Source organism: Bradyrhizobium sp. Kon69 (assembly GCF_055807515.1).
This window is the reverse complement of sequence record NZ_JBVVOS010000023.1, coordinates 91,386-116,738: the sequence shown is the minus strand read 5'-3', so window position 1 is coordinate 116,738 and position 25,353 is coordinate 91,386. Positions and strand designations below refer to the sequence as shown.

Annotated in this window: 20 protein-coding genes; 7 read left to right on the top strand and 13 right to left on the bottom strand. The window is 64.1% G+C overall.

Going from position 1 to position 25,353, the window contains the following annotated elements:
- Positions 1-23 precede the first annotated feature (23 nt).
- The 8 genes from AC0L3U_RS27965 to AC0L3U_RS27930 form a co-directional block, all read right to left on the bottom strand.
- Complete coding sequence (locus AC0L3U_RS27965; RefSeq protein ID WP_473363983.1) at positions 24-1,505, bottom strand: sodium:proton antiporter; 1,482 nt, start codon at positions 1,503-1,505, stop codon at positions 24-26.
- Positions 1,459-2,256 carry an alpha/beta hydrolase gene (locus AC0L3U_RS27960; protein WP_473363982.1) on the bottom strand — a complete coding sequence of 266 codons (798 nt, stop codon included), beginning with the start codon at positions 2,254-2,256 and terminating at the stop codon, positions 1,459-1,461. Before AC0L3U_RS27960 ends, AC0L3U_RS27965 begins: the two co-directional genes overlap by 47 nt.
- A gap of 157 nt (positions 2,257-2,413) precedes the next feature.
- The gene (locus AC0L3U_RS27955; protein ID WP_473363981.1) at positions 2,414-3,811 is read right to left on the bottom strand and encodes an NAD(P)(+) transhydrogenase (Re/Si-specific) subunit beta; all 1,398 of its coding nucleotides are present in this window, start codon (positions 3,809-3,811) and stop codon (positions 2,414-2,416) included.
- Positions 3,812-3,853: 42 nt separating this feature from the next.
- Positions 3,854-4,171 carry a proton-translocating transhydrogenase family protein gene (locus AC0L3U_RS27950; RefSeq protein ID WP_007596278.1) on the bottom strand — a complete coding sequence of 106 codons (318 nt, stop codon included), beginning with the start codon at positions 4,169-4,171 and terminating at the stop codon, positions 3,854-3,856.
- 11 nt (positions 4,172-4,182) lie between these two features.
- On the bottom strand, positions 4,183-5,310 hold the full coding sequence (locus AC0L3U_RS27945) for a Re/Si-specific NAD(P)(+) transhydrogenase subunit alpha (protein WP_473363980.1): 1,128 nt from the start codon (positions 5,308-5,310) through the stop codon (positions 4,183-4,185).
- A gap of 137 nt (positions 5,311-5,447) precedes the next feature.
- Complete coding sequence (locus tag AC0L3U_RS27940) at positions 5,448-5,600, bottom strand: aa3-type cytochrome c oxidase subunit IV (RefSeq protein WP_007596280.1); 153 nt, start codon at positions 5,598-5,600, stop codon at positions 5,448-5,450.
- 142 nt (positions 5,601-5,742) lie between these two features.
- Positions 5,743-8,772, bottom strand: a complete 3,030-nt coding sequence (locus AC0L3U_RS27935) for a patatin-like phospholipase family protein (RefSeq protein WP_473363979.1) — start codon at positions 8,770-8,772, stop codon at positions 5,743-5,745.
- 252 nt (positions 8,773-9,024) lie between these two features.
- The gene (locus AC0L3U_RS27930; RefSeq protein ID WP_473363978.1) at positions 9,025-10,962 is read right to left on the bottom strand and encodes a M3 family oligoendopeptidase; all 1,938 of its coding nucleotides are present in this window, start codon (positions 10,960-10,962) and stop codon (positions 9,025-9,027) included.
- 127 nt (positions 10,963-11,089) lie between these two features.
- Between AC0L3U_RS27930 and AC0L3U_RS27925 the strand changes: the two genes are divergently transcribed.
- The 3 genes from AC0L3U_RS27925 to AC0L3U_RS27915 all read left to right on the top strand — a co-directional run bounded on the left by AC0L3U_RS27925 (position 11,090) and on the right by AC0L3U_RS27915 (position 17,016).
- Positions 11,090-12,583 carry a sigma-54-dependent transcriptional regulator gene (locus AC0L3U_RS27925; protein ID WP_473363977.1) on the top strand — a complete coding sequence of 498 codons (1,494 nt, stop codon included), beginning with the start codon at positions 11,090-11,092 and terminating at the stop codon, positions 12,581-12,583.
- 347 nt (positions 12,584-12,930) lie between these two features.
- Positions 12,931-15,105, top strand: coding sequence for a L,D-transpeptidase family protein (locus tag AC0L3U_RS27920; protein WP_473363976.1), 2,175 nt, complete (start codon positions 12,931-12,933; stop codon positions 15,103-15,105).
- 288 nt (positions 15,106-15,393) lie between these two features.
- The gene (locus tag AC0L3U_RS27915) at positions 15,394-17,016 is read left to right on the top strand and encodes a peptidoglycan L,D-endopeptidase MepK (protein ID WP_473363975.1); all 1,623 of its coding nucleotides are present in this window, start codon (positions 15,394-15,396) and stop codon (positions 17,014-17,016) included.
- Between the two features lie 15 nt (positions 17,017-17,031).
- Here the strand turns inward: AC0L3U_RS27915 and AC0L3U_RS27910 are convergent, their stop codons facing one another.
- The 3 genes from AC0L3U_RS27910 to AC0L3U_RS27900 form a co-directional block, all read right to left on the bottom strand.
- Positions 17,032-17,454, bottom strand: coding sequence for a DUF1801 domain-containing protein (locus tag AC0L3U_RS27910; RefSeq protein WP_473363974.1), 423 nt, complete (start codon positions 17,452-17,454; stop codon positions 17,032-17,034).
- A gap of 60 nt (positions 17,455-17,514) precedes the next feature.
- Complete coding sequence (locus tag AC0L3U_RS27905) at positions 17,515-17,787, bottom strand: DUF2312 domain-containing protein (protein WP_007596286.1); 273 nt, start codon at positions 17,785-17,787, stop codon at positions 17,515-17,517.
- 209 nt (positions 17,788-17,996) lie between these two features.
- Positions 17,997-18,299 (bottom strand): DUF1244 domain-containing protein, encoded by a 303-nt coding sequence (locus AC0L3U_RS27900; protein ID WP_007596287.1) that lies wholly within the window; start codon positions 18,297-18,299, stop codon positions 17,997-17,999.
- A 177-nt stretch (positions 18,300-18,476) separates the two neighbouring features.
- On the opposite strand from AC0L3U_RS27900, the gene AC0L3U_RS27895 reads away from it, so the two are divergent.
- A complete protein-coding gene (locus AC0L3U_RS27895; protein ID WP_027570349.1) occupies positions 18,477-19,070 on the top strand; it encodes a DUF1036 domain-containing protein in 594 nt (197 codons plus the stop codon).
- Positions 19,067-20,503, top strand: coding sequence for a pyruvate kinase (pyk, locus tag AC0L3U_RS27890; protein WP_473363973.1), 1,437 nt, complete (start codon positions 19,067-19,069; stop codon positions 20,501-20,503). Before AC0L3U_RS27895 ends, pyk begins: the two co-directional genes overlap by 4 nt.
- 151 nt (positions 20,504-20,654) lie before the next feature.
- Here pyk and AC0L3U_RS27885 read toward each other — a convergent pair whose 3' ends face one another.
- Positions 20,655-21,335 (bottom strand): TetR/AcrR family transcriptional regulator, encoded by a 681-nt coding sequence (locus AC0L3U_RS27885; protein WP_027520003.1) that lies wholly within the window; start codon positions 21,333-21,335, stop codon positions 20,655-20,657.
- A gap of 295 nt (positions 21,336-21,630) precedes the next feature.
- Here AC0L3U_RS27885 and AC0L3U_RS27880 point away from each other — a divergent pair, with 295 nt between their 5' ends.
- Positions 21,631-23,121 carry a hypothetical protein gene (locus AC0L3U_RS27880; RefSeq protein WP_473363972.1) on the top strand — a complete coding sequence of 497 codons (1,491 nt, stop codon included), beginning with the start codon at positions 21,631-21,633 and terminating at the stop codon, positions 23,119-23,121.
- Positions 23,122-23,326: 205 nt separating this feature from the next.
- Here AC0L3U_RS27880 and AC0L3U_RS27875 read toward each other — a convergent pair whose 3' ends face one another.
- Positions 23,327-23,491, bottom strand: coding sequence for a Flp family type IVb pilin (locus AC0L3U_RS27875; protein WP_456768028.1), 165 nt, complete (start codon positions 23,489-23,491; stop codon positions 23,327-23,329).
- Positions 23,492-23,790: 299 nt separating this feature from the next.
- On the opposite strand from AC0L3U_RS27875, the gene AC0L3U_RS27870 reads away from it, so the two are divergent.
- Entirely contained in the window at positions 23,791-25,272 is a 1,482-nt protein-coding gene (locus AC0L3U_RS27870) for a hypothetical protein (RefSeq protein ID WP_473363971.1), read from the top strand.
- Positions 25,273-25,353 lie beyond the last annotated feature (81 nt).

Below are 25,353 nucleotides of genomic sequence, written 5' to 3'. Positions count from 1 at the left end.
CAGTAGCAAATCGGCCGGCAGATTCAATGCCAGCGCAGGATCGGAGCGAACGGCAGCAGCGTCAGCAGCACGAATAGCGGGATCAGCACCGCGCTGGCGCGCACGAAATAACCGAAGAAGCTCGGCATCTCGATGCCGTTCTCGCGAGCGATGCTGCTCACCATGAAATTCGGCGCGTTACCGATATAGGTGAGCGCGCCCATGTAGACGGCGCCCATGGAGATGGAGGCGAGCGTACCCGAGAGCTCGTGCATCATCACCTGCGGGTCGCCACCGGCCAACTCGAAGAACAACAGGTAGGTCGGCGCATTGTCGAGGAACGCCGACATCAGACCGGTAAACCAGAAATAGGCAACCTCGCGCGGCGTGCCGTCCGGCGTCGTCACGGCCGACAGCAGCCAGGCGAACGCGCCGTGATGGCCGGCATTGAGCATGGCGATGACCGGGATGATCGCGATAAAAATGCCGGCGAACAGCTTTGCGACTTCGCGGATCGGCTCCCAGGTGAAGCCGTTGGCCTGCCTGTGCTCGTCCGGCGTCAACCACACCGACAGGCCCGCTATGGCCAGCAGCGCCGCGTTGCGGGCGATATCTTCCAGCTCCAGCCTGGTTCCGAGAATGTCGAAGGCGATGCCGGGCTTCCACATCGCCGAGGCCAGCAGGCTCGCGACGATGGCTGCGATCAGCACCAGGTTGACGAGGCCGCGGATGCGGACCGGCTTCGCGGCGCCGGCAGCGCCAAGCAAGGGTTCGCGACGGAAGCGCCAGACGTCGATGACGACGAAGATCGCGAGCAGCAGTCCGGCAACGATCGCCGTCTGCAGCCAGATGGTCCGCGTGGTCCAGAAGAAGTCGACGCCATGCAGGAAGCCGACGAACAGCGGGGGATCGCCGAGCGGGCTCAGCGCGCCGCCGACATTGGCGACCAGGATGATGAAGAAGATGACGACATGAGCGTTGTAGCGCCGCGGCCGGTTGGCGCGGATCAGAGGGCGGATCAGGATCATGGCCGCCCCCGTGGTGCCGACGACGCTCGCCATCACCGTACCGAGCGCGAGGATGCCGGCGTTGGCCGCCGGCGTCGCCCTGATGTCGCCCGTCACGAGAATGCCCCCCGCCACGACATAGAGCGAGAACAGCAGCACGATGAAGCCGAGATATTCGGCGAGCATGGCGTGAACGAGCGCCGCCAGCGTCGCCATGCTCCCGGCAAGGATGACCAGCGAGGCGAGTGCCAGCAGCGACCAGGCTGCGGCGATCTTGCCGTAATGATGGTGCCAGAATCGTGCAAACAGCAGCGGGCCGAGCGCGATCGACAGCAGGAGGCCGGCAAACGGCAGCGCATAGGGCCAGCCCATCGCCGCACCGTCGAGCCCGGTCGCAGCCCATGCGTGCTGTGGCAACAAAATCACGAGGATCGCGGCAATGAACCCGCTCGCGCGCCGAACGAAAAGCCGTCTAGAAAGCAATGAAGCGCCTCGCCGTTTCAATCGCACCGAATGCATCGAGATTATCGTGTCCACCGCCTGGAAAGCGAACGAACTGCTTCGGTTCGTGCGCAAGCGCGAACAGACGCTCTCCGAACACGATCGAAATGGCAAGGTCATCGGTGCCATGCATCACCAATAGCGGCACAGTGACGCGCGGGATACGCTCGTCGGAATGAAATGGATCGCGCATCAGCAGGCGCACCGGAACGTACCAGAACGATGAAGCTGCAATGTCGGCCGTCGATGTATAGGGCGCTTCCAGGATGAGTTTTCCAACACGATGCTCCGAGGCGATCGCGACAGCGACGCCGGTCCCGAGCGAAAAGCCCCAGGCGGCGATTCGTTCCGCCGCGTAGCGCGCGGTGGTGAAGGCGTAGGCTGCCGCGGCATCGCGCAGCAGGCCCGCCTCGCTCGGCGCGCCGCTCGAGCCGGCATAGCCGCGATAGGACAGCGCGACGAGGCCTGTGCCGTCCGCCGTCATGGCCTTGAAACGGCTGATGCGACCGGCGAGATAATCGCCATTGCCCGGAAAATACAGGATCACGGGACGACCGGGCTTCGCCGGCACGTGCCAGACGATAACCTTCTCGCCATCGGTGGTGGTCAGGACATGCTCTTCGGCCTCAGGGAGGCCTGCGGCGTCCGGCGCGGTGCGACCGGCGGGCGGGATCGGAAACAGCATCTCGCGCTGCCTGACATACAGCACGAGGAGACCGGCGCAATAGACGGTCACGAGCAGGATGGCGATCCACTTGACGATGGTCATGATGACGCGGCTTGGCCCCGGTTCAGGGCTTGCACCGGCTCCGCAGCAATTTCATGACATCGCCGGAGGCGCACCGGCCGCATGCCGCCCAATGAGCGGTCTGCCATGCGACGCGCTGCTCGCGCGTCGCTTTGGCAATGGCCCGTTTGCCTGCGCGCTACATCGCCTTGACGATGTTCTCGGTGACCTTCTTGGCGTCGCCGAGCAGCATCATGGTGTTGTCGCGATAGAACAGCGGATTGTCGATGCCGGCATAGCCCGAAGCGAGCGAGCGCTTGATGAACATCACGGTGCCGGCCTTCCAGACCTGGAGCACCGGCATGCCGTAGATCGGCGAGGTCTTGTCCTCTTCGGCGGCCGGATTGGTGACGTCGTTGGCGCCAATCACGAAAGCAATGTCGGCCTGCGCGAATTCAGAGTTGATGTCCTCGAGCTCGAACACCTCGTCATAGGGCACGTTGGCTTCGGCCAGCAGCACGTTCATGTGGCCGGGCATGCGGCCCGCGACCGGGTGAATGGCGTATTTCACCTCGACGCCTTCCTTCTTCAGGATGTCGCCCATTTCGCGCAGCGCATGCTGGGCCTGCGCCACCGCCATGCCGTAGCCGGGCACGATGATGACTTTCTGCGCATTCTTCATGATGAAGGCCGCATCGTCGGCCGAGCCGAGCTTGGCCGGCTTCTGCTCGCCGCCGCCACCGCCGGCCGCCGCGGTCTCGCCGCCGAAGCCGCCGAGGATGACCGAGATAAAGGAGCGGTTCATCGCGTGGCACATGATGTAGGACAGGATCGCGCCGCTTGATCCCACCAGCGCGCCGGTGATGATCAGCGCGGAATTGCCGAGAGTGAAGCCGATGCCGGCCGCGGCCCAGCCCGAGTACGAGTTCAGCATCGAAATCACGACCGGCATGTCGGCGCCGCCGATCGGGATGATCATGAGCACGCCGAGCGCCAGCGCGATGATGACGATCAGCCAGAAGTCGAGCGCGCTGCCCGACATCACCAGCCCGACGATGAAGACGACGAGGGCGACCGCGAGCGCGATGTTGATGATGTGGCGGAACGGCAGGATGATCGGCGCACCGCTCATCCGCGCGGACAGCTTCAGGAACGCGATCACCGAGCCGGTGAAGGTCAGCGCGCCGATGGCGACGCCGAGCGACATCTCGACGAGGCTCTGCGGATGGATGTTGCCGGGGCTGCCGATGTCGAAGGCCTCCGGCGCGTAGAACGCACCGGCGGCGACCAGCACCGCGGCCATGCCGACCAACGAATGGAACGCGGCGACCAGTTCCGGCATCGAGGTCATCGGCACGCGGCGCGCGATCACCGCGCCGACGCTGCCGCCGATCGCGATGCCAAGGATCACGAGGATCCAGGCGAGGCCGTCCGCCGGCGGATGGCTGGCCAGCGTGGTGGCGACCGCAATCGCCATGCCGATCATGCCGAAGAAATTGCCCTGCCGCGATGAGGCGGGGCTGGACAGCCCGCGCAGTGACAGGATGAACAGCACACCCGCCACGAGATACAGAACTGCAGCCAGATTGGCGTTCATCTCAGGTCCCCTTTGTCTTTGTCACCCCGAGGTGCACGCCGCTCACTTCACCTTCTTCTTGTACATCGCCAGCATGCGCTGGGTGACAAGGAAGCCGCCGAAGATATTCACGCAGGCAAAAATGAGCGCGATGAAGCCGAAGCCGCGCGCCCAGCCTGAGCCGCTCGAAATCATGCCGACGCCGACCGCGAGCAGCGCGCCGACCACGATCACCGAGGAGATCGCATTGGTCACGCTCATCAGCGGTGTATGCAACGCCGGGGTCACCGACCACACCACGAAATAGCCGACGAAGACGGCAAGAACGAAGATCGACAGCCGGAAGACGAAGGGATCGACGACCTGTGCAATATGCTCCATGACGGCTCTCCTTACGCTTTCGGCTGGAAATTCGGGTGGATGACGGCGCCGTCCCTGGTGAGCGCGGTCGCCTTGACGAGCTCGTCGTCCCAGTTCACGGCCAGCGCCTTGCTGGTCTTGTCGACCATCGTTTCGATGAAGTTGAACAAATTGCGCGCGTAGAGGCTGGAGGCCGACGCCGCGACGCGGCCGGCGACGTTGGTGTAGCCGACGATCTTGATGCCACCGACCTCGGCGACCTCGCCCGCCTTGACGCCTTCGACATTGCCGCCGCGCTCAACGGCGAGATCGACCAGCACCGACCCCGGCTTCATCGACTTGACCATGTCGGCCGTGACGAGCCTCGGCGCAGGCCGGCCCGGAATCAGCGCGGTGGTAATCACGATGTCCTGCTTCTTGATGTGCTCGGCGGTGAGCGCGGACTGCTTGGCCTGGTACTCCTTGGACATTTCCTTGGCGTAGCCGCCGGCGGTCTGCGCGTTCTTGAATTCCTCGTCCTCGACGGCGAGGAATTTCGCGCCGAGCGATTCGACCTGCTCCTTGGTGGCGGGCCGGACGTCGGTCGCGGTGACGACGGCGCCGAGACGGCGCGCGGTCGCGATCGCCTGGAGGCCGGCGACGCCGACGCCCATCACGAACACTTTGGCGGCGGGCACCGTGCCGGCCGCGGTCATCATCATCGGGAAGGCGCGTCCGAAGGCTTCCGCGCCCTCGATCACGGCGCGGTAGCCGGCAAGGTTGGCCTGCGAGGACAGCACGTCCATCACCTGCGCGCGCGTGATGCGCGGCATCAATTCCATCGCGAAGGCGGAGACGCCGGCATCGGCGATCGTCTTCAGCGCGGCCTCGTTGCCGTAGGGGTCCATGATGGCGATGACGAGCGCGCCGCGCTTGTACTGCGCCAACTCGGAGGCTTCGGGGCGCTTCACCTTGATGATGATGTCGGCGTCCTTCAGCGCGTCGGCGCTGACGGTGGCACCCACGGCGGTGAATTCGGAGTCCGGCAGACCCGACTTGAGGCCGGCGCCCGGCTCGATGGCGATCTCGGCGCCTAACGCCTTGAACTTCTTCACCGTATCCGGCGAAGCGGCGACCCGCGGCTCCGACGGATCGATTTCCTTGGCAACGGCGATCTTCATAGGCCCTCCGGCGACGCGGGAAGAAGCGCGCACGCGAACTTAGCGTTACTCCCGCAACGTTGGATACCGGTTTTCAATCCGGCTTGATTGCAAATTTTATGGGCACCGACGACGCTGGCGGTGCTGCAGGCGGTGGATCAGGTCAGGAAGATCGCCATCAGGATCACGATAAGCGCGACCGAGACCGTGCCGTACTTCACCAGCTTGATGAAGCCCTCGTAGGTCTGCTCGTGGGCAACGTAGTCGTTGCCGTCGGCGGTGCTGTACGCCACTTCGCTATGGTCAGCCATGAATTGTCCCCAGTCGAAAGTCGAATTTCACGGCTGGGATACCGCAAACTTCCGGGTAGGGCAACGGCGCGGAGGCGCGGTTTCCCGGCAAATCGGGTCATTTGGAATTCCAATTGGCGGGAAAGCTCGGCGCGAGAGCCGCTCAGCCTTGATCGATCATGGTGCCCGTGGCGGTCGCGGCCTGTCGCGGCAACGCCGGAAGGCCGAGCGCCTCGCGGACCGCATCGACCACCGGATCTCCTCCCTTGGCGAAGTTCGCGGTCCGTCGTCCTGTTCCCGAGCCGACGGACACCGGAAGCTCGCCATTGAGGAAACCATGGGTCATGTGGAAACCGAGCGCGCGGTAGACCTCGAACTGTTCCTCCGAGAAGAACTGATCGCCCGTCGCTTCATGCGGGAAGGTGTCGTTGCGTCGGGCAAAGTCGCAGATGTAGTCGTTCTCGTCGCCGGTGAGCGAGGATTTGATGTAGATGAGATAGCCGTTCTGCTCGGCGCCGTAATCGATGACGCCGATGGCGACGTGGACGTGATCCTGCGAAGCGTCGTCCGCCTTGTCCTGCGCCGTCAACTCGGTCTTCCGGTCGGCATTGCGCGCCATCAGCGCGCGCGTGCGATCGCGAATAGGTTGCCATGGCAGGTTGATCCGGACGCCGAGATCGATGCGGGCGTAACGCTGTAATGTCATCAGGGAGCCGAAATTCATCGGCGCATCGGCTTCCGCATCGACCGCGATGATCACCTTGCAGCGCCGGCGCAACAATTCGTAGACACCGAGATTCTCGATATGCCCCCCGTCGGTCAGGTAGACCGCGTCCGCATTCTCGTAGAGCCGGCCCGAGATTTCCGACCATAGATAGAGCGTCGAGCGATGCTGCGGCCGCTCCCGATCATCGACATATTGTGGATTCTTCAGCCAATAGCCGAGCCGTACATTCAAGAGCGCGAGCGTCGGCGTCAGCGGCCTGATCGAGTTCGATCCCATATTGGACGAGGCGGCGGCTCCTGAAATGGCCATCGCGGTCGCAAGATCGAGTCCGCTTTCTTTCTGCTCGAGCTTGGCGGTGTCGCAATAGCCGGTCGCCTCGCTGCCGGACCATACCGGCGAGAACAGAAAGAAATCCGCATTACGGCCGCGCCGGTTGGCATAATCCGAGCCCTGGATGTTGAGCGCGGCATTGATCAGATGGTAGGGCGCCGCCAGCTGATAGGTCCTTGTCCCGTCCTGTGCGGTCTCTCTCGGGCACAAATCGCTCAGCTTGAGGTCGAGTTCGGGGAAATCGCGCCCCTGATCGAGGCTCGGGACGTCCTTGGCCATACGCCGCTTGGACATATCGGGGCGGAAAAGAAAGGCCTTGCTCAGCCGGTCTCGATACAGCCTGTGCAACGAATTGGCATTCGGCCGCATGATGAGCGATACGATCAATAAGACGAGCGCGACGGTAAAATACAATACCCCCATCGGCAGGTTGATGTTGTTGGAAATCCTGTAATAGCCGAGCAGCGTCATCGACCAATGGTCGGGATTGGGATCGCCGAACGGCTTCGCTGCGGCCAGCAGCCAATGCGGGATGTGCGAGGCCACGTCGACCTTCGCCGGAGCCGCAACGATTGCGCCGTCCTTGCCGGCAATCTCGGCTGACAATGTCTTGGCTTGCGAGTTGAACTGAACCTTGCCGGACAGGCTGGCAGGCGCGGCTTCGACCGGCGCGGTCATGGGATCCGCGCTCCATCCGCTGACATCGCACTGCCGGCTATTGGCGCCAACCGCCTTGTCGTTCGCGATGCCCCAGAAGCAAAGATAGAGATAGCCGATCCAGATCAGCAGCGGCAGCGCCAACCCTGCGATCCAGACTGCCGCCTTGGCGACATAGGCAAGGATGCGGGAGGTGAGATCCGACGCACCCGCGCCCTTCAAAAGACCGCCCAGTTGCTGCCGGAACACCGTCACGAGAGCTGCAATCGGCGTGGTGACCGCTGCAAGTGACTTGACCCACCCAACCACAACACCGGCAACCAGTCCCGCCGCCTGATCGGTCCCGCTCCCCTCGGCCACTCCAAACATCTGCGCAATCATGAAGGGCTGGAATTCGAAGAAGGCGATCGCACCGACCAGCACCAGATAAGTCGCACCCATGGTCGGCAGATGGCCACGGAACTCCTGGAGACGATCGTCCGGCAGGAACGAGCGCCGCAGCGCCCACAGCAGGAACAGCAAGAGGCCCAACAGCGTCGCGGAAAGCGTGAGCGCAAAATGCGCGATCGGAAAGTAGTGCGCGGCGTTGCAGATCAGGCCCATGACGAGCGAGATGCCGACGAGATAAGTAAAGAACTCGCGGCGATTGACCGGCCAAATCATGCGATGAATCACACCGACGAACAGAAAGACAACTGCGAGAAAGGCACCGGCCAGAGAGAATCCGAACGTCTTTATGACCGGATAATTGCCGATGAAGGAAAAGACCTGTCCGTCAAGAACGTTGACGCCGAACAGATTGGGCGCATAGAGGCACGACCTTGCCGGATTCGAGATGATTGTCAGCGCGACGAGCAGAAGAACCACCGGCAGCACGAAGCCAACATTAGCGACAAGCCCGCGGACGACGATGGCAATGCCGGTCAGCAGGTCGCGCGCACCGGCCGGAATCAGATAGTTGGAATAGTTCCTGATATGGCCCACGGCCTGCGTGTCGCTGATTTCGCTTGCACGGTCAGTCGAGCCGGGGAGCGGCTGCTCGCCAAAGACGAACCTGTTCGCCGCGGTCATCGTCGCGCTGAGCGAGCTGCCGATATAGCCGCCGCCAGAGACCGTCGACAGATAGTCGATGCGCTTGATCAGTTCGTAATGATTGAGGGCCTGCAATACGCCAAGACATATGGCGGACGAACGGATGCCGCCGCCGGACAGCGCGAGCCCGACGACGTCGTTGACGTCGCGCTTTGCCGGGATGACGGGAAGGAAAGGTTTCCCGGAATCGGGCGAAGAACCCTCGCGAGGGCCTGCGTCGAGCCCCTTGATGCGGTCGGCTTCCAACGCCGCGCGCCGGCTGTTGATGGCCGCGAATTCGGTCTCGATGATCCGGCTGAACTGGGTGGACCACCCCGTTTCATCGTTTGCCGCCGTCAAGTTCGGCTCAAAGACTTCCGTCTGCCGATGATCGCTTTCGCTGGCCACGTCCGCCTCCCCAGCGCCTCGCACAATCAATTAAAAATTGCATACGAAGGAACTAGTACGCAGAAGATTAGTCTACGGACGCAGGCGAACGTTCAACTTCCTCCCGAAGCATTCGAGGCCACCAGCCTGCATGCTGCGGCTGCGAGATGGCCGAATGAGCCGCTACAGTTCCGTCGGAGACCCGCTTCCGTTGACGGACCCTTCGCGAGGTCCCATCCACACCGCTCCGACGTAGGATCGACAGCGCCGCCTTCAGCCCATCGCTTCCAGCTCGTCGATCATGCCGGCGATGACGCTCAGGCCGCCGTCCCAGAACTTTGGATCCTTTGCATCGAGCCCGAACGGGCGCAGCAGTTCGGAATAATGCTTGGTGCCACCGGCGGCGAGCATGTCGAGATAACGCTCGGCAAAGCCTTCGGCCGCGTTCTCGTAGACGGCGTAGAGCGAGTTCACGAGACAATCGCCGAACGCATAAGCGTAGACGTAGAACGGCGAATGGATGAAGTGCGGGATGTACATCCAGTAGTTCTCGTAGCCCGCTTTGATCTCGATTGCCGGCCCGAGGCTCTCGCCCTGAACAGAGAGCCAGATCTCGCCGAGCCGCGTCGCGGTGAGCTCGCCGTTCTTGCGTTCGGTGTGGACCGCGCGCTCGAAGGAATAGAACGCGATCTGCCGCACCACGGTGTTGATCATGTCCTCGACCTTGCCGGCGAGCAGCGCCTGGCGCTGCTTTGCGCTCCTGGTCTGCGCCAGCAGCCGCCGGAAGGTCAGCATCTCGCCGAACACGCTCGCGGTCTCCGCCAGCGTCAGCGGCGTCGGCGCCATCAACGCGCCGTTCCTGGCCGCAAGCACCTGATGCACGCCGTGGCCGAGCTCATGGGCGAGCGTCATCACGTCGCGCGGCTTGCCCTGGTAGTTCATCAGCACGTAGGGGTGCGCGGACGGCGTGGTCGGATGCGAGAAGGCACCCGGCGCCTTGCCCGGGCGCACCGGCGCATCGATCCAGCGGTCGGTGAAGAAGCGCTCGGCGATGTCAGCCATCCTTGGCGAGAAGCCGCGATAGGCGGTGAGCACCATGTTTCGCGCGTCGCCCCAGCCGATCACGTCGGTGGCCGCAAAAGGCAGCGGCGCGTTGCGGTCCCAATAGGCCAGGCGCTTCCTGCCGAACCAGCGTGCCTTCAGCGCGTAGTAGCGATGCGACAATTTTGGATAGGCCGCGCGGACCGAGGCGACCAGCGCATCCACCACCTCGCGCTCGACGCGGTTGTTCAGATGCCGGGAATCCGCGACGTCCTTGAAGCCGCGCCAGCTGTCGGAGATGTCCTTGTCCTTGGCCAGGGTATTCGTGATCAGCGCAAAGGTGCGCTCATTGGCCTTGAAGGTCTTTGCGAGCGCCTCTGCCGCAGCCTTGCGCTTGGCGCCTTCGCGGTCCTGCAACAGATTGAGCGTCGGCTCGATCGCGAGCTCCTTGGGCCCGACCTTGAAGCGCAAGCCCGAGATGGTCTGGTCGAACAGCCGGTTGAAGGCGGAATATCCGGTCTGCGCCTTCTCCAGGAAGAGCTGCTCGAGCTTGTCGTCGAGCTGGTACGGCTTCTCCTTGCGCAGATCCTCGATCCAGGGACGGTAGTGCGCGAGCTCGGTGGCCTGCATCGCGCGGTTCAAAATATCGTCATCGACGCGATTGAGCTCGAGCGCGAAGAACAGCAGATGCGTCGATGCCGCCGTCAGGCGCTCGGAAACGTCGCCGTAAAACTTTGAAATCTTGGGGTCCACGCTGTCGCCGGCATGGACGAGACCGGCATAGGAGCCGAGACGGCCGGCGAGGTCGTCGATCGCCTCATAGCGTCGCACGGCTTCAGCGAGCCATTTTCCGCCATCTTCCTTTGCTGTTCCTGTTGCGAGCTTGCCCTTGTAGTCCGTCTCGAACGCGACGCAATCGGCATCCATCTTTGCGAGATCGCGCGCCACTTCCGGCGCATCGATCCCGGAATAGAGGTCGGCGAGGTTCCACTCCGGAAGCTTGCCGGTCTTGCTCGCAGGCTTTGCGGGTGAAGGCTTGGCAAGCGAAGGCTTGGCGGGTGCACGCTTGGAGGGTTTTGCCTTGGCTGCGGATGTCTTGGTGTTCGGCTTGCGGAGAGCGGGCTTGCTGATGGCGGACTTCTTAACTGCAGGCTTGGAGCGCGAATTCATTGTGTGGGAAACCTGTGTTCAACAATCGCGACGGCGGGCGGGGGCATCAGGATTTAACAGTGCGTTAATCGGCTTCGGCCAGAGTGCCCCGATTCGAGACAGATAGTAGTAGCGTGCGGGGAACACCATGGCTGCCAGTATTTTGATCGCCGACGACGACGCTGTAGCCCGCCGGCTGGTCGAAAACATGGTGCAGAAATGCGGCTATGAGACGATCGTGGTGGACTCCGGCGACGCGGCGATTGCCGCCCTCACCGCCCCTGACGCGGCCATCGACGGCGTCATCCTCGATCTCGTGATGCCCGGCCTCGACGGCATGGGCGTGCTGGCGAAAATCCGCGAAGCGGGTCTCAGCATCCCGGTCATCGTGCAGACGGCCCATGGCGGCATCGACAATGTGATCTCGGCGATGCGCGCGGGCGCGGCCGATTTCGTGGTCAAGCCGGTCGGCCTCGAGCGGCTCCAGGTCTCTCTTCGCAACGCGCTCAATTCGTCCGCGCTCAAGGGTGAATTGCAGCGCATCCGTCACAGCCGCGAGGGCCGGCTGACCTTCTCCGACATCATCACCCGCGCCGAGGCGATGACGGGCGTGATGCGCGCGGCGCAGAAAGCAACAAACTCATCGATCCCGGTGCTGATCGAGGGCGAGTCCGGGGTCGGCAAGGAGATGTTCGCGCGCGCCATCCATGGCAGCGGCGAGCGCAAGGCAAAGCCGTTCGTCGCGGTCAATTGCGGCGCGATCCCCGACAACCTCGTCGAGTCCATCCTGTTCGGTCACGAGAAGGGTGCCTTCACCGGCGCCACCGAACGCCACACCGGCAAGTTCGTCGAAGCCCATGGCGGCACGCTGTTCCTGGACGAGGTCAGCGAGCTGCCGCTGAGCGCGCAGGTCAAGCTGCTTCGCGCGCTCCAGGAAGGTGCGGTCGAAGCGGTCGGCGGCCGCAGACCCGTGAAGGTCGACGTCCGCATCATCTCGGCGACCAACCGCAGGCTGCTTGAGCGGGTCAAGCAGGGCCACTTCCGGGAAGACTTGTTCTATCGCCTGCATGTGCTGCCGCTCACGATCCCATCGCTGCGCGCCCGGCGCGAGGACATTCCGCATCTGCTCAGGCATTTCCTGGCCCGCTTTGCCGCCGAGGAGAACCGCCCCATCACCGGCATCAGCGGCGAGGCCGTTGCGCATCTCGCCCAGCTCGATTGGCCCGGCAACATCCGCCAGCTCGAAAACGCGGTCTACCGGGCCGTGGTGATGAGCGATGGCGACCAGCTTGGCCTCGACGACTTCCCCCTGATCGCCTCGCAGCCGCATCCGGGAACAGACATTCCGACCGCGCCGCTAATGCTGGAGCCAATCGCGGCCCCCTCCGTCGTGTCGGGTAATGACATACCGATCGCACCGCTGCCGCAAGCGGGTGCTCTCTCCATGCTGACCGCGACCGGCGACGTCCGGCCGCTGGAGGACATCGAGAACGAGATCATCCGTTTCGCGATCTCGCATTACCGCGGACAGATGTCCGAGGTCGCCCGCCGCCTCAAAATCGGCCGGTCCACCCTCTACCGCAAACTCGATGAGGCCGGGGTTCCCGGCCATGGCGGCAAAAGCGGTGAGGAGACGCACTGAGCCTGACGCGAACGGAGGTTCGTCCGGGCGGAGCGATACGACTGTAAGCCGTTCGTACGACGACGGAATTCGACTGCGATTTGAACCGTGACTTGGAAGTGACAGACACAGGGAAAAGCGCGTGGCAGAAGCGCACAATCCGTTGCCAAGAGGCTTGCTTGAAGTCAGTTTGTCGTGAGTTGTCCCGGGTAGCGCTGGCTGCGAAATCGGGGCCTGTATATCGTCTGCGTAGGATTCGTTGCGTGCAGGCGTGCAACTTTCGAGAGGCCGGCGCGGTTTAGCCGAAGCTCAATAGGCGATAACGAAGCTGTTCCACGGGGGACAGTTCACCCGAGGGGTGCGACACAATGCGTGACTGTTTGAACCACCGTGCAGGCTTTGACCGTGTCTTGATGACGGTCGCGGCGACCTTCCTCACGGTATCGGCCAGCTCGGCCCTGGCGCAGGATCAGGCACGCAGCAGCGCTGCCGAGCTCGCGATCGAAGCCGCGATCCCGCGCCCCGAACCCGCAAACGTCCCGCCCCCGACCGCATCCGACATCAAGCTCGACACCACCGCCACGGTTCAGGACTCGGCCAAGGAGCCGGTCAAGGAGCCCGTGAAGGCCGAAGCCGCGCCCGCGCCCGACAAGGTCGAGACCAAGCCTTCCGACGTCGCCACCACGCCGGCGACCGAGGCGCCGAAGAGCGAGACGGCGAAGACGGAACCTGCCAAGATCGAACCTGCCAAGGCCGACACGGCGACAACGCCGGCCGCGCCCGCCACCGCTGCGGCTCCGTCCTCGGAGCCGGTGAAGGCCGCGAGCAACGTTCCCGCGGCCGACCAGCCGGTCGCCGACAAGCTCAAGGACATCATCGGCGCCAAGACTTCGCGCTATTTCGACCGCAAGAACGAGCGCGCGGCGATCGAGAAGTTTTACGGTGCACGCGACTTCGCGCCGGTCTGGACCCAGGCCGGCAGCCTGACCGCTGCGGCCAAGGGCGTGATCGCACGGCTGAAGGACGCGGCGTCCGACGGTCTCAATCCCGCCGATTACCCGCTGCCGGACTTCGCAGCAGCCACGACACCCGATACGCTCGCCGATGCCGAGCTCAAGCTCACTGCCAGCATGTTCGACTATGCGCGCCAAGCTCAGAGCGGCCGCATGCACTGGTCGCAGGTCAGCGGCGACATCCTCTATCCCGAGCATCCGGTTGATCCGAACGAGGTGCTCGCCAAGGTCACGACGGCGGCGGACGCCTCCGCGGCGCTCGACAGCTACAATCCGCCGCAGAAGCTCTACAAGGAGCTGAAGGCGAAGCTCGCGGAGCTCCGCGGCCAGGGCAACGGCCCGGTGATCGAGATCGCCGATGGTCCAACGCTGAAATACACCCCGGCCGGCAAGAAGCAGGCTGAAATCGTCGTTGAGGATCCGCGCGTGCCGCAGCTGCGCGCCAAGCTTGGCATCGCGGAGAACGCCAACGATACCCGCTATGACGCGGCGGTCGCAGAAGCCGTGCGCAAGTTCCAGAACAGCGCCGAACTCAAGGCGACCGGCATCCTCGACGACAAGACGGTCAAGGCGATCAACACCCCGAAGCGCGACAAGCAGATCGACGTGGTGCTGGTGAACATGGAGCGCTGGCGCTGGCTGCCGCGCGACCTGGGCGTGCCCTCGCTCGGCGATGCCTACGTCATCCTCAACATTCCCGACTACACGCTGAAGGTGATGCAGCGCGGCCAGCAGGTCTGGACCACCCGCGTCGTCACCGGCAAGCCCGGCACGCACGCGACCCCGCTGCTCACCGAGACGATGAAGTACATCACGGTCAATCCCACGTGGAACGTGCCGCCGTCGATCGTCTACAACGAATATCTGCCGGCGCTCCAGCAGGACCCGACCGTGCTCCAGCGCATGGGCCTCAAGCTCGAGCAGAACCGCGACGGCTCCGTGCACATTTCGCAGCCGCCCGGTGAGGCCAACGCGCTCGGCCGCATCCGCTTCAATTTCCCGAACAAGTTCCTGGTCTATCAGCACGACACGCCGGACAAGAACCTGTTCGCCCGGGACGAACGCGCGTTCAGCCACGGCTGCATGCGCGTGCAGAACCCGGATCAGTACGCGTCGGTCCTGCTCAACATCGCGATGCCGAACGAGAAGTACACGCCGGAGCGCGTGCGCAGCATGTACGGCAAGAGTGAGATCGACCTGAAATTCCCGACCCCGATCCCGGTCAACATCACCTATCAGACCGCATTCGTGGACGATGGCGGCAAGCTGCAATTCCGCAAGGACGTCTATGGCCGCGACGCGACCATGATCAACATCCTGAAGAACGGTCGCGGCAAGGATCTCGAGAACGTCGTGGCGCACTCCCAGCCGAGCTATTCACGCCCGGCAACGACGCTGCCGAACGGCGTCCTGGCGGCCAATGGCGGCTCGTCCGGCCCGAACTTCTTCGAGCGGCTGTTCGGCGCGCCGACCCCGCCGCCGGCCCCGGTCGGTCGCCGGCCGCAGCAGCAGCGGGTGTTCACCCGCTGAGCCAGGCCCGCCCCGGGGTCTGATTTCCTGAATTCCGCAGTAAAATCAGCGACCTCATCCTCTGGATGGGGTCGCTTAACGTTAACCATTCTCCACCTGCCCCCGGGCAGCGGGCGTTTTTTTGCCACACTCACCCGGTTAGGTTCGCGATCTGACTTGGTTTGGGGGCGGGAAGGTCAACCTCGAATTAACCTTCTCGCTTTAACAAAGCGTTCATCCTCTTTCGCGCGCTAACGGGGTTAGCGGGAGAGTCCATTTTGAACGCTCGTCGACTGGGTGGGCTCTAACGTGCTGACTGGTATCGCACGCCAATTTGCTGTGCTGTCGTTGTCCCATGCGGGAGTGAAGGCCGGATCACGGATCGGCCTCGCTGCCGTATTGCTGCTTGCTGCCGCGGGTTCAGTTCATGACGCCGCCGCGCTCAACGAGACCAAGACGCTCTCGTTCCACCACACCCATTCCGGCGAAGACCTCACCGTCACCTTCAAGCGCGACGGGCGCTATGACGAGGCCGCGCTGAAGCAGCTCAACCACTTCCTGCGCGACTGGCGCAGCCAGGACGAGACGGTCATGGACCGTCACCTCTTCGACATCCTCTGGGAAGTCTATCGCGACGTCGACGGCAAGCAGCCGATCCAGATCATCTCCGCCTACCGCTCGCCCGCCACCAACTCCATGCTCCGCCGCCGCTCCTCCGGCGTGGCGCGCTTCAGCCAGCACATGCTGGGGCATGCGATGGACTTCTACATCCCGAACGTGCCGCTGGAGCAGATCCGCTTCGCCGGCCTGCGCCTCCAGCGCGGCGGCGTCGGCTTCTACCCGACCTCCGGCTCGCCGTTCGTGCATCTGGACACCGGCAGCATCCGGCATTGGCCGCGCATGACGCATGACCAGCTTGCCCGGGTCTTCCCGGACGGACGCACCGTCCATGTCCCGACCGACGGCACGCCGTTGAAGGGCTATGAGCTCGCCAAGGCCGAGATCGAGCGCCGCGGCAGCGGCGAGGATTCCGGCAGCAAGTCGAATTTCTTTGCCGCCCTGTTCAAGGGCAAGCCGGCTCCGGCCGCCGCGAGCAACGACGAGGATGACGAGGGCGCGCCCGCTCCGGCCGCGAAACCTGTAGCGCCGACCGTGGTCGCCGCCGCGACCAAGCCGGCCGAGCCGGTGCCGACGCCACGCGCCAAGCCGTCAGTCGCCGCGACGATCCAGCTCGCCTCGGCCGATGCGCAGGTCGTCGCGCTGCCCAAGTCGAAGCCGGCGCCCGTGGCTGACAAGCCGGCCGCCGGCAAATCTGCTGACGCCAAGCCCGAGACGCCCGCCGACATCATCAATGCCCGCGGCTTCTGGGACGCGCCGGCTACGCCGCAGCAGGCGACGCCAGCTCAAGTGGCTGCGCTGAAGGCACGGCAGGCGCTTGCGGCCGCCACCGATCCGCAGCCGACCGCGAGCGTGTCCAGCGCCGCCTATCAGGCCTTGGCCTACGCGCCGGCGTCCGCCTCCCCGGTCGACCGCGCCAATGTCGTCGCCGCCTCCGCGCCGATCCCGCGCTCCGCCCGTCCCACCGCCGCGTCGCGCAACCTTGCGCCCGCGACCGAGATCAACACGGTGGTCGGCAAGCGCGTCGATGGCTTGGTCGCAACCGCGACCCGGCTCTCCGCAGCCAAGGGCGAAAGCATCTGGCTCAAGATCGTGATGCTGTCGCCGAGCGCCAGCCGCGCGATGTCGGTCACGCTGATGGGCGAGCTCGACACGGCCGCAATGCGCGCCTACTTCGTCAAGCCGCAGTCTGTGATCGCCATGGGTTTTGCCGACGATCCGATGCAGGGCCTGTCCTGCGACAGTTTCTCGGGCACCGCCACCGCCAAGCTCGAGACGACGTCCTTCGTCATGCGGACCGCCGCGTTGCGCTGAGGTCTTCGCGCGCCGCTAACGCTTCTTCCTTCGTCGATCCAGATGATACGTCAACGCCAGCGACAGGCAGACCGATAGGTCCTGCTTCGGCAGCTTGCCCGACACCGGCAACAGCAGCGCCCTGGTCTGCCGATATTCGAACTGATCGGGAAAGCGTTCGCGAAAGGTATCGACCAGCGTCGTCTTGCAGTTGAACAGAATCGCTGCGTGCGCGGAGTCCTTCAGGCGGCCGAGCCGGATCGTGCTGCCACTGCCGGTCTCTTCGGTGAGATAAGCGGGCTCGCCCCATTTCAATGTTTCGGTGAGACGGCCGATGCCTTCATGCGCCGCGGCGATCGCGAAGATCAGCTCGCGCACCCAAAGCAGGCGCTTGCCGATCGACGCCGGAAAAGCGTCGTAGGCACGGCTTACCTCGCGCGGCAGCGGCGGCGCAGTCACCGCGGTCTCCTTCGATCGACATGGTGTCGCCCTGGCAAAAGCCAGGACGACACCGATAGCTCAGATCATCCCCAGTGCCTGCATGTAGGTCTCGAGGATCGTCTCGGCCTCGGCGCGCTCGTTCGGGTCCTGCTTGCGCATGCGCACGATGGTGCGCAGCGCCTTGACGTCGTAGCCGTTGCCCTTGGCCTCGGCGAAGACGTCGCGGATGTCGTCGGAGATCGCCTTCTTCTCTTCCTCCAGCCGCTCGATGCGCTCGATGATGGACTTGAGCTGGTCCTTGGCAAATTTCGTCGCGGGCTCGTCGTCGCGGACGGCGGCGGAGGTGGCCATCTTGGTACTCCCAATGGAACTGGCAAAACGAGGTGACGCCGGCATCCTCACCGCGCGTGCTGGTTAGACCCTTAGGGTTCGGGCCTCTCGGGTTCAAGGCAGCATCGCGCTCGTCCACAGCGCGCCCACACCTTCCTACGGCGCGTCGAAGAAAGCTGTTGTGTGATGCGACTCAAGGGTACCGCACATCAGGCTGCCGACGAGGCCGTTCAGTGCCCGGGATGAACCTTCTTCATGGCATCGAGCTGCTCAGGCGTGGCCGCGCCCTGGTATTTCGACTTCCACGCCTCGTAAGGCATGCCATAGACGGCTTCCCGGCTCTCGTCCTTGCTCAAGGCGACGCCTTGGGCGTCGGCGGCGTCCTTGAGCCAGTTGGACAGGCAGTTGCGGCAGAAGCCTGCGAGATTCATCAGGTCGATGTTCTGGACGTCCGTCCGCGTCTTCAAATGATCGACCAGGCGCCGGAAAGCGGCAGCCTCGAGTTCCGTTCTGGTTTTGTCGTCGATTGCCATGGCTGGATCCCTCGGCTTTGCGAAATTGGCTGGACCTGGATGGGTCACCCTTACGAGATCAGGTGGGGCCTGTCACAGATTTTGCCATATCGCGGCGCAAACGGGCGCGAAGCCGGCTTGGGGCAGTTCCCGGGCCCTACGCCAAATCGTCAATGATCTGATATAGCTTCCGCGACAATGATCGCCGAATCTCCCCGCTCCCCCCTTCGCTTGCTCGCCCGGTTGGTCCCGGTGCTGGTGGTTGGCTTGCTATGCTTTTGGGCCAGCCCAGCCTCGGCCGATTTCCGGCTCTGCAACAACACATCGAGTCGGGTCGGCATCGCGCTCGGCTACAAGGATGCCGAGGGCTGGACCACCGAGGGCTGGTGGAACATCTCCTCCCGCTCCTGCGAGACCCTGCTGCGGGGAACGTTGGTGGCCCGCTTCTATTACATCTACGCCATCGACTATGACCGCGGCGGCGAATGGTCGGGCCAGGCCTTCATGTGCTCGCGCGACAAGGAGTTCACCATCCGCGGCACCGAGGATTGCCTCGCGCGCGGCTATGACCGGACCGGCTATTTCGAGGTCGATACCGGCGAGCAGCGGGCCTGGACCGTGCAGCTCACCGATGCCAACGAGCAGCCGTCAAAACAGCAGCGCGTGCCCGGTCTTCCCGGCCCGGTTGGCCCGGGGGTTCCGGGTTTGCCCAATGGCCCGCCCGGTGGTACGCCCCCCGCCGCGCCTGGCCTCCCGCCAGCTCCCTCGCCCCCGTCTGGAAATAAGCCATGAGGCGTCTTCGCCGTATCAAGATTCTCGCGACCCTGGGACCCGCCTCTTCGGACCTCGCGATGATCCGCCGCCTGTTCGAGGCCGGCGCCGACCTGTTCCGCATCAACATGAGCCACACCCCGCACGACAAGATGCGCGAGCTGGTGGCGACGATCCGCAACGTCGAGAGCAGCTATGGCAGGCCGATCGGCATTCTGGTCGATCTCCAGGGGCCAAAGCTCCGGCTCGGTGCCTTCGCCGAAGGCGCGGTCCAGCTCCAGAACGGGCAGACCTTCACGCTGGATTCCGACAAGGCGCCGGGTGACACCACTCGCGTCCAGCTTCCGCATCCGGAGATCCTGGCCGCGCTGCGGCCGGGTCATTCGCTGCTGCTCGACGACGGCAAGGTGAGGCTGATCGCCGAGGAGACCTCGAAAGATCACGCGGTGACGCGCGTCGTGGTCGGCGGCCGGATGTCCGATCGCAAGGGCGTCAGCCTGCCCGACACCGACTTGCCGGTCTCGGCGATGACGCCGAAGGACCGCGCCGACCTCGAGGCGGCGCTGGTCACCGGCGTCGACTGGATCGCGCTGTCCTTCGTGCAGCGCGCCGACGACGTGCTCGAGGCCAAGAAGATGATCCGCGGCCGTGCGGCGGTGATGGCCAAGATCGAGAAGCCGCAGGCGATCGATCGCCTCGCCGACATCATCGACGCCTCCGACGCCCTGATGGTGGCGCGCGGCGACCTCGGCGTCGAGCTGCCGCTGGAACGCGTGCCGAGCCTGCAGAAGCAGATGACGCGCATGGCGCGGCGCGCCGGCAAGCCGGTGGTGATCGCGACCCAGATGCTGGAATCGATGATCCAGTCGCCGGTGCCGACCCGCGCCGAAGTCTCCGACGTCGCCACAGCCGTCTACGAAGGTGCCGACGCCATCATGCTGTCGGCGGAATCGGCGGCCGGCAAATTCCCGGTCGAGGCCGTCTCGACCATGAATCGCATCGGCGAGGAGGTCGAGCGCGACCCGATCTATCGCTCCGTCATCACCGCACAGCGCCCCGCCCCGGAAGCCACCGCCGGCGATGCCATCGCGGACGCCGCGCGGCAGATCGCCGAGACGCTCGACCTGCCGGCCCTGATCTGCTGGACCAGCTCGGGATCGACCGCCGTGCGCGTGGCGCGCGAGCGGCCGAAGCCGCCGATCGTGGCGATCACGCCGAACGTCGCGGCGGGACGCCGGCTGTCGGTCGTCTGGGGCATACATTGCGTGGTGGCGGAAGATGCGCGCGACCAGGACGACATGGTGAGCCGCGCCGGCCAGATCGCGTTCCGCGACGGCTTCGTCCGGGCCGGCCAGCGCGTGATCATCGTCGCCGGCGTGCCGCTCGGCATCCCCGGCACCACCAACATGGTGCGCATCGCCTCGGTCGGCCCCGAGGGCGAAGCGAATATCTAGGCCCGCCAACACGCGGCAAACAAAAAATGTCGAAAACAACCCCATGCACAGTAGCCGGCGGGTCCGGCGAATGTGCTGAGGTTTTTCCCAAAGGCGAGCTCTGGCAATGGCCTGGGCGCGATCAGGTCCGCCGGCCGATCAGACTGACGTTTTAGGCCCCAACCAGCGCTTTCGCCGCCGGCAGCAGCGTCTGCTGCACGACGAGACCCCTGGCGCGGGCGTCCATGACGCCGACCGCGCGGAGTGCCAGCAGCGTCACGGTCTGCACGGCATCGCGCATCCTGGCGGGATCGTCGAGATTGTCCGGCGCGAGCGGTCCGACCAAGGCCTCGTGCAAGGCGCCGAGCAGCGCGGTGGCGGCGAGTGCGGTGTCCTGCGCCGGCAGGTGGCCGGCGCGCACGGCGGCGTCGATCCGCGAGGCCATCTCGCCCGCGATCTCGCGCCGGCTGGCGAGGCGTGAAGCGCTGACATCGACATCGACCGGCTCGGCCAGGATGCCCCAAGCGAGCCTGCGCTGTGACAGGGTATGCACCGCCACGGTGGTCACCGCCGCCGCCAGCGCCGAAGACGGCCCCGGCGCGGCATCGGCGGCTCGCCGGATCGCCGTGAGCTCGTCGCGGGAGACTTCGGCGATCAATTCGGAGATCAAATCGGCCTTGGATGGGAAGTAGCGGTAGACCGTACCCGCAGCGACGCTGGCACGAAGCGCGACCGGCGCAATCTGCACCGCCGCCATCCCGCCTTCCGCCGCCGCCTCCCGCGCCGCCGCCAGTATCGCACTGCGCCGGGCCGCAAGGCGCTTCACCACTTGATGCGTCCGCCGATAGACCATGGCGCGCTTCCTGTCCCCAGCATCCGGTCCGGCGCAAAGCTCGACCGCATGCTTTTTCGCTAATCTTCGCCCAAATCGCCCTCAAGAACTGAACAACTATTCAGGGCGGAATACAAGACGCAAATGAGCATATGCGCGCGACGCAAACTTCGACGCGAGGAGAGCAGGTAAACGCATTCTTGCTTGGCGCGGCCGCGGTATGACGATCCGGTTTACCTCAACTTAAAAGCGATCATGCTCAGGTTGCCGATGCTTGCGCGCTGCTGCGTGCTGTCGTTTCAGCCCCGAGAGTCCGATGTCGATTTCCATGACAAGCAGCGTGCCCGTCCGCGGTGTTGCGCGCTGGCTTCTGCCGTTCTGCATCGCCGCCGGCGTCTACCTGTTCTTCCTGGGCATCGGCGACATCATGCTGCGGGATACCGATACGCTGTGGCAGATCAAGATCGGGCAGTGGATTCTCGAACACCGCGCCCTGCCCTACACCGACATCTATTCCTTCACGCGAGCCGGCGAGCCCTGGATCTCGAGCTCCTGGCTGTCGCAAGTCCTGTTCGCGCTGGCTTACGAGCCGTCGAACTGGTCGGGGGCAGTTATCCTGACGTCGCTCGCGATCGGAGCGACCGCGGCGATTTTCGTCTACCTGCTTGAGCCGTATCTGGAGCCTGTGCGCGCCTTTCTGCTCGTCACCCCGCTCCTCTTCATGTCGATGGGCCACTTTCTCGCCCGCCCGCACATGCTGGCACTGCCTGTCATGCTGGCCTTTGTCGGCGGGCTGCTGGCGGCCGCCGATCGGCGCACCGCGCCGTCGTGGCTGTTGCTTCCCTTGATGGCACTATGGGCCAATCTTCACGGCGGCTTCGTCATGGGGCTGGCGCTGATTGGGCCCATCGGCCTCGATGCGATCGCGTCCACCGATCGCAAGGACCGCTTTGCACTGGCGTCGCGCTGGGCCTTGTTCGGGCTCGCTGCGCTTGCCGCAAGCTGCTGCACGCCCTATGGCTGGAATACGCCGCTCGCATCGGCGAAAATCCTCAGCCTCGGCAAGTTGCTCTCGCAGATCTCGGAGTGGATGCCCGCCGATTTCAGCTCGTTCGACTTGTTTGGTGCCAGCCTGCTCGGATTGATCGCCCTCGGCTACCACAAAGGATTGGTGCTGCCGTGGACCCGCATTCTTCTGCTGCTCGGCCTGGTCTGGGCGGCACTCAACCACGTCAGAAACATCGAGGTCTTTGCGTTGCTGACCCCGCTCGTGCTGGCGAAACCGTTGAGCGAACAATTGGGCGCGGCCAGAGCGGTCGTGCTCGCACGGGCTGAAGCACGGCCGTCCTTTGTAGTGACCGCGATCGCCGCGCTCGTGATCGTTGCGACCAGCTGGGCTATCACGCGGTCCTATGCCACGCCGACGCGGTATGCCTTTATCGGCAATCCGACCCCTCGCGCTGCAGTCGACCTGCTCGAGCGAAGGCACGCGCAGCGTATCTTCAGCACCGCGCCGATCGGGAGCTATCTGATCTCCCGCAATATCAAGACCTTCATTGATGGCCGTGCCGAGCTGTATGGAGAGCAATTCGTGCTTGACTATTTCGACGCCATCGAGGGCAAGAACGCGGAGACTCTGCTGCATCTGCTCGATAGCTACCAGATCGACGCCACACTGCTGAACGGATCGACTCCCGCCGCAAGGATCATGGACCATGTGCCGGGCTGGAAGCGGCTCTACGCGGATGACCTTGCCGTCATTCACGTCCGCGACGACGCACCGGCGAAACCACCCTCAGCACCGTGAACCACGGATCAGGCGTTTAACCGTCGCGGACTCGCATGGACGCGACGGCTTCGGCGAAGAAAGGACTTCGCTAGAACAAGACTTCGCTGGAACAAGTCTTGGCCGGAACAAGACTTGGCACGAAAGGCTTGGCACAAAAGGCTTGGCACAAAAGAAAAGAGCCTTGTCCGGGACAAGGCTCTTTCTACTCTTGGTCCGTTCAGTCTTACTTGAGGCTGGACGAGATCGAGTTGAACTTGGCGTTCAACGTGGAGCCCAGGTTATTGACGACAGTGATGATCGCCAGCGCGATACCGGCGGCGATCAGACCGTATTCAATGGCGGTGGCGCCGGATTCATCTTTCGCGAAATTCGCAACGAGGTTCTTCATAAAGAGCTCCAAATGAGTACACGAGGCTACAACTGATCTGGTCTGTTTGGGCTTCCCAGCGCCGCTCGACCATGAAACCGAACGTAGTGGCAAAGAATTGCGCCGCAGTTAATTCGGCTGCGGAAACACAGAGCGGTTTGCGTGTATTCGCCGATGGTAAACCGAAATCTAAAACGATCCGTTAAATTGTCGAGACATCCGGCCGGCCCGGCGTCCCCGGTTTACCCGGAATTATGACCGACGTGGTCCAATGTCGATCGCTCGGCACCCCGACAAAAACAACAGGACGACGAGGCGGCATGTCCCTTTCCTTTGCCAACAGCATCACGGTGCAGGGTCGTGCGCGAGCCCTGGTGCCGCTGTGCGTCGGTGCGGGCGCCTATCTCTTTTTCATGTATGTCGGCGACACGCTGCTTCAGGACTCCGACTCGTTCTGGCAGATCAAGATCGGACAATGGATTCTCGATCACGGCGCTATGCCGTACACCGACATCTATTCCTTCACGCGGACGGGCGCGTTGTGGATCTCGACGTCGTGGCTGTCGCAGGTGCTGTTCGCTCTCGCTCATGCACAATTGGGCTGGGCAGGTCCCGTCATCCTCACCGCGACGGGAGTCGCGCTCACGGCCGCGATCTTCGTCTATCTGCTCGACGCGCAGATCGAGGCACCGCGCGCAGTGCTGTTTGCGATGCTGGCCCTGCTGCTGTCGCTGCATCACGTCCTGGCGCGTCCGCACATCCTGGCGCTGCCTGTCATGGTGGCATGGGTCGGCCTATTGATGGCGGCTGCCGACCGCAGGAGCGCGCCGTCCTGGTACTGGCTGCCGCTGATGGCGCTGTGGGCGAACTTGCATGGCGGATTCGTGCTCGGTCTGGCGCTGATCGGTCCGATCTCGCTTGAGGCCGTCGAGCACGCCGAGAAGGGGCGTCGGCTTCAGCTGTTCCTGCGCTGGGTGCTGTTCGGCATCGGTGCACTGGTCGCGAGCTGCTGTACGCCGTACGGCTGGAGAACGCTGCTGGGCGCCACCAACATCTTGAGCCTTGGCGAGTTGCTCTCGCTGATCTTCGAATGGATGCCGGCGAACTTTGCCACCTTCTCCTCGTTCGAGGGTGCCCTGCTCGGTCTGATCGCGTTCGGCTATTATCGCGGCCTCGTGCTCTCGGCGCCCAGGATCTTCCTGATCCTGTTCCTGACCTGGAGCGCGCTGACCCACGTCAGGAGCATCGAGGCGTTCGCGTTCCTGGTGCCGCTGGTGCTGGCAAAACCGCTGGGCCAGCTGGCCTCGCGCCCGCAGCCGGACGCAACCGGCGCCGACCGCTGGCCGGCCCGCTATGTCACCGCGCTTGGCGCGCTGATGATCGTCGCCGCGAGCTGGACCTCGACCTCGCTCTACATGGGCCACCACCGCTTCACCTTCACGATGACGCAAACGCCGGTCGCGGCAGTCGACTTTCTCGAGCAACGCAAGGTCCAGCGCGTCTTCAACGCCTATCAGTTCGGCGGCTATCTGATCTCGCGCGACATCCCCGTTTACGTCGACGGCCGCGCCGAGCTCTACGGTGAGAAATTCGTCATGGACTTCTTCAAGTCGACCGAGGGAAAGAAGCCCGAGCTGCTTCCGCGCCTGCTCGACGAATACAAGATCGACGCAACGCTATTGGCCGCCGATGCGCCCGGACCGCAGATCCTGGACATGCTCAAGGGCTGGAAGCGGATCTATACAGACGATATCGCAGTAATCCACGTTCGGGACGATGCGGCTGCGACGCCGCCGAAGTGAAAACGTAGCTCCCGGGCGTGTCCTGTGAATGCGACGTCCGCTTTAAAGCGTGAAGCAGACTTGAACAGGCGCTCGGGCCAC

What these genes read in the sequence shown, in the direction of transcription:
- AC0L3U_RS27905 (WP_007596286.1), bottom strand. Translation starts at nt 17,787, where the DNA reads ATGGCCACCTCCGCCGCCGTCCGCGACGACGAGCCCGCGACGAAATTT.
- AC0L3U_RS27920 (WP_473363976.1), top strand. Translation starts at nt 12,931, where the DNA reads ATGCGTGACTGTTTGAACCACCGTGCAGGCTTTGACCGTGTCTTGATG.
- AC0L3U_RS27900 (WP_007596287.1), bottom strand. Translation starts at nt 18,299, where the DNA reads ATGGCAATCGACGACAAAACCAGAACGGAACTCGAGGCTGCCGCTTTC.
- AC0L3U_RS27945 (WP_473363980.1), bottom strand. Translation starts at nt 5,310, where the DNA reads ATGAAGATCGCCGTTGCCAAGGAAATCGATCCGTCGGAGCCGCGGGTC.
- AC0L3U_RS27930 (WP_473363978.1), bottom strand. Translation starts at nt 10,962, where the DNA reads ATGAATTCGCGCTCCAAGCCTGCAGTTAAGAAGTCCGCCATCAGCAAG.
- AC0L3U_RS27895 (WP_027570349.1), top strand. Translation starts at nt 18,477, where the DNA reads ATGATCGCCGAATCTCCCCGCTCCCCCCTTCGCTTGCTCGCCCGGTTG.
- AC0L3U_RS27950 (WP_007596278.1), bottom strand. Translation starts at nt 4,171, where the DNA reads ATGGAGCATATTGCACAGGTCGTCGATCCCTTCGTCTTCCGGCTGTCG.
- AC0L3U_RS27880 (WP_473363972.1), top strand. Translation starts at nt 21,631, where the DNA reads ATGTCGATTTCCATGACAAGCAGCGTGCCCGTCCGCGGTGTTGCGCGC.
- AC0L3U_RS27925 (WP_473363977.1), top strand. Translation starts at nt 11,090, where the DNA reads ATGGCTGCCAGTATTTTGATCGCCGACGACGACGCTGTAGCCCGCCGG.
- AC0L3U_RS27940 (WP_007596280.1), bottom strand. Translation starts at nt 5,600, where the DNA reads ATGGCTGACCATAGCGAAGTGGCGTACAGCACCGCCGACGGCAACGAC.
- AC0L3U_RS27875 (WP_456768028.1), bottom strand. Translation starts at nt 23,491, where the DNA reads ATGAAGAACCTCGTTGCGAATTTCGCGAAAGATGAATCCGGCGCCACC.
- AC0L3U_RS27960 (WP_473363982.1), bottom strand. Translation starts at nt 2,256, where the DNA reads ATGACCATCGTCAAGTGGATCGCCATCCTGCTCGTGACCGTCTATTGC.
- AC0L3U_RS27965 (WP_473363983.1), bottom strand. Translation starts at nt 1,505, where the DNA reads ATGCATTCGGTGCGATTGAAACGGCGAGGCGCTTCATTGCTTTCTAGA.
- pyk (WP_473363973.1), top strand. Translation starts at nt 19,067, where the DNA reads ATGAGGCGTCTTCGCCGTATCAAGATTCTCGCGACCCTGGGACCCGCC.
- AC0L3U_RS27885 (WP_027520003.1), bottom strand. Translation starts at nt 21,335, where the DNA reads ATGGTCTATCGGCGGACGCATCAAGTGGTGAAGCGCCTTGCGGCCCGG.
- AC0L3U_RS27955 (WP_473363981.1), bottom strand. Translation starts at nt 3,811, where the DNA reads ATGAACGCCAATCTGGCTGCAGTTCTGTATCTCGTGGCGGGTGTGCTG.
- AC0L3U_RS27870 (WP_473363971.1), top strand. Translation starts at nt 23,791, where the DNA reads ATGTCCCTTTCCTTTGCCAACAGCATCACGGTGCAGGGTCGTGCGCGA.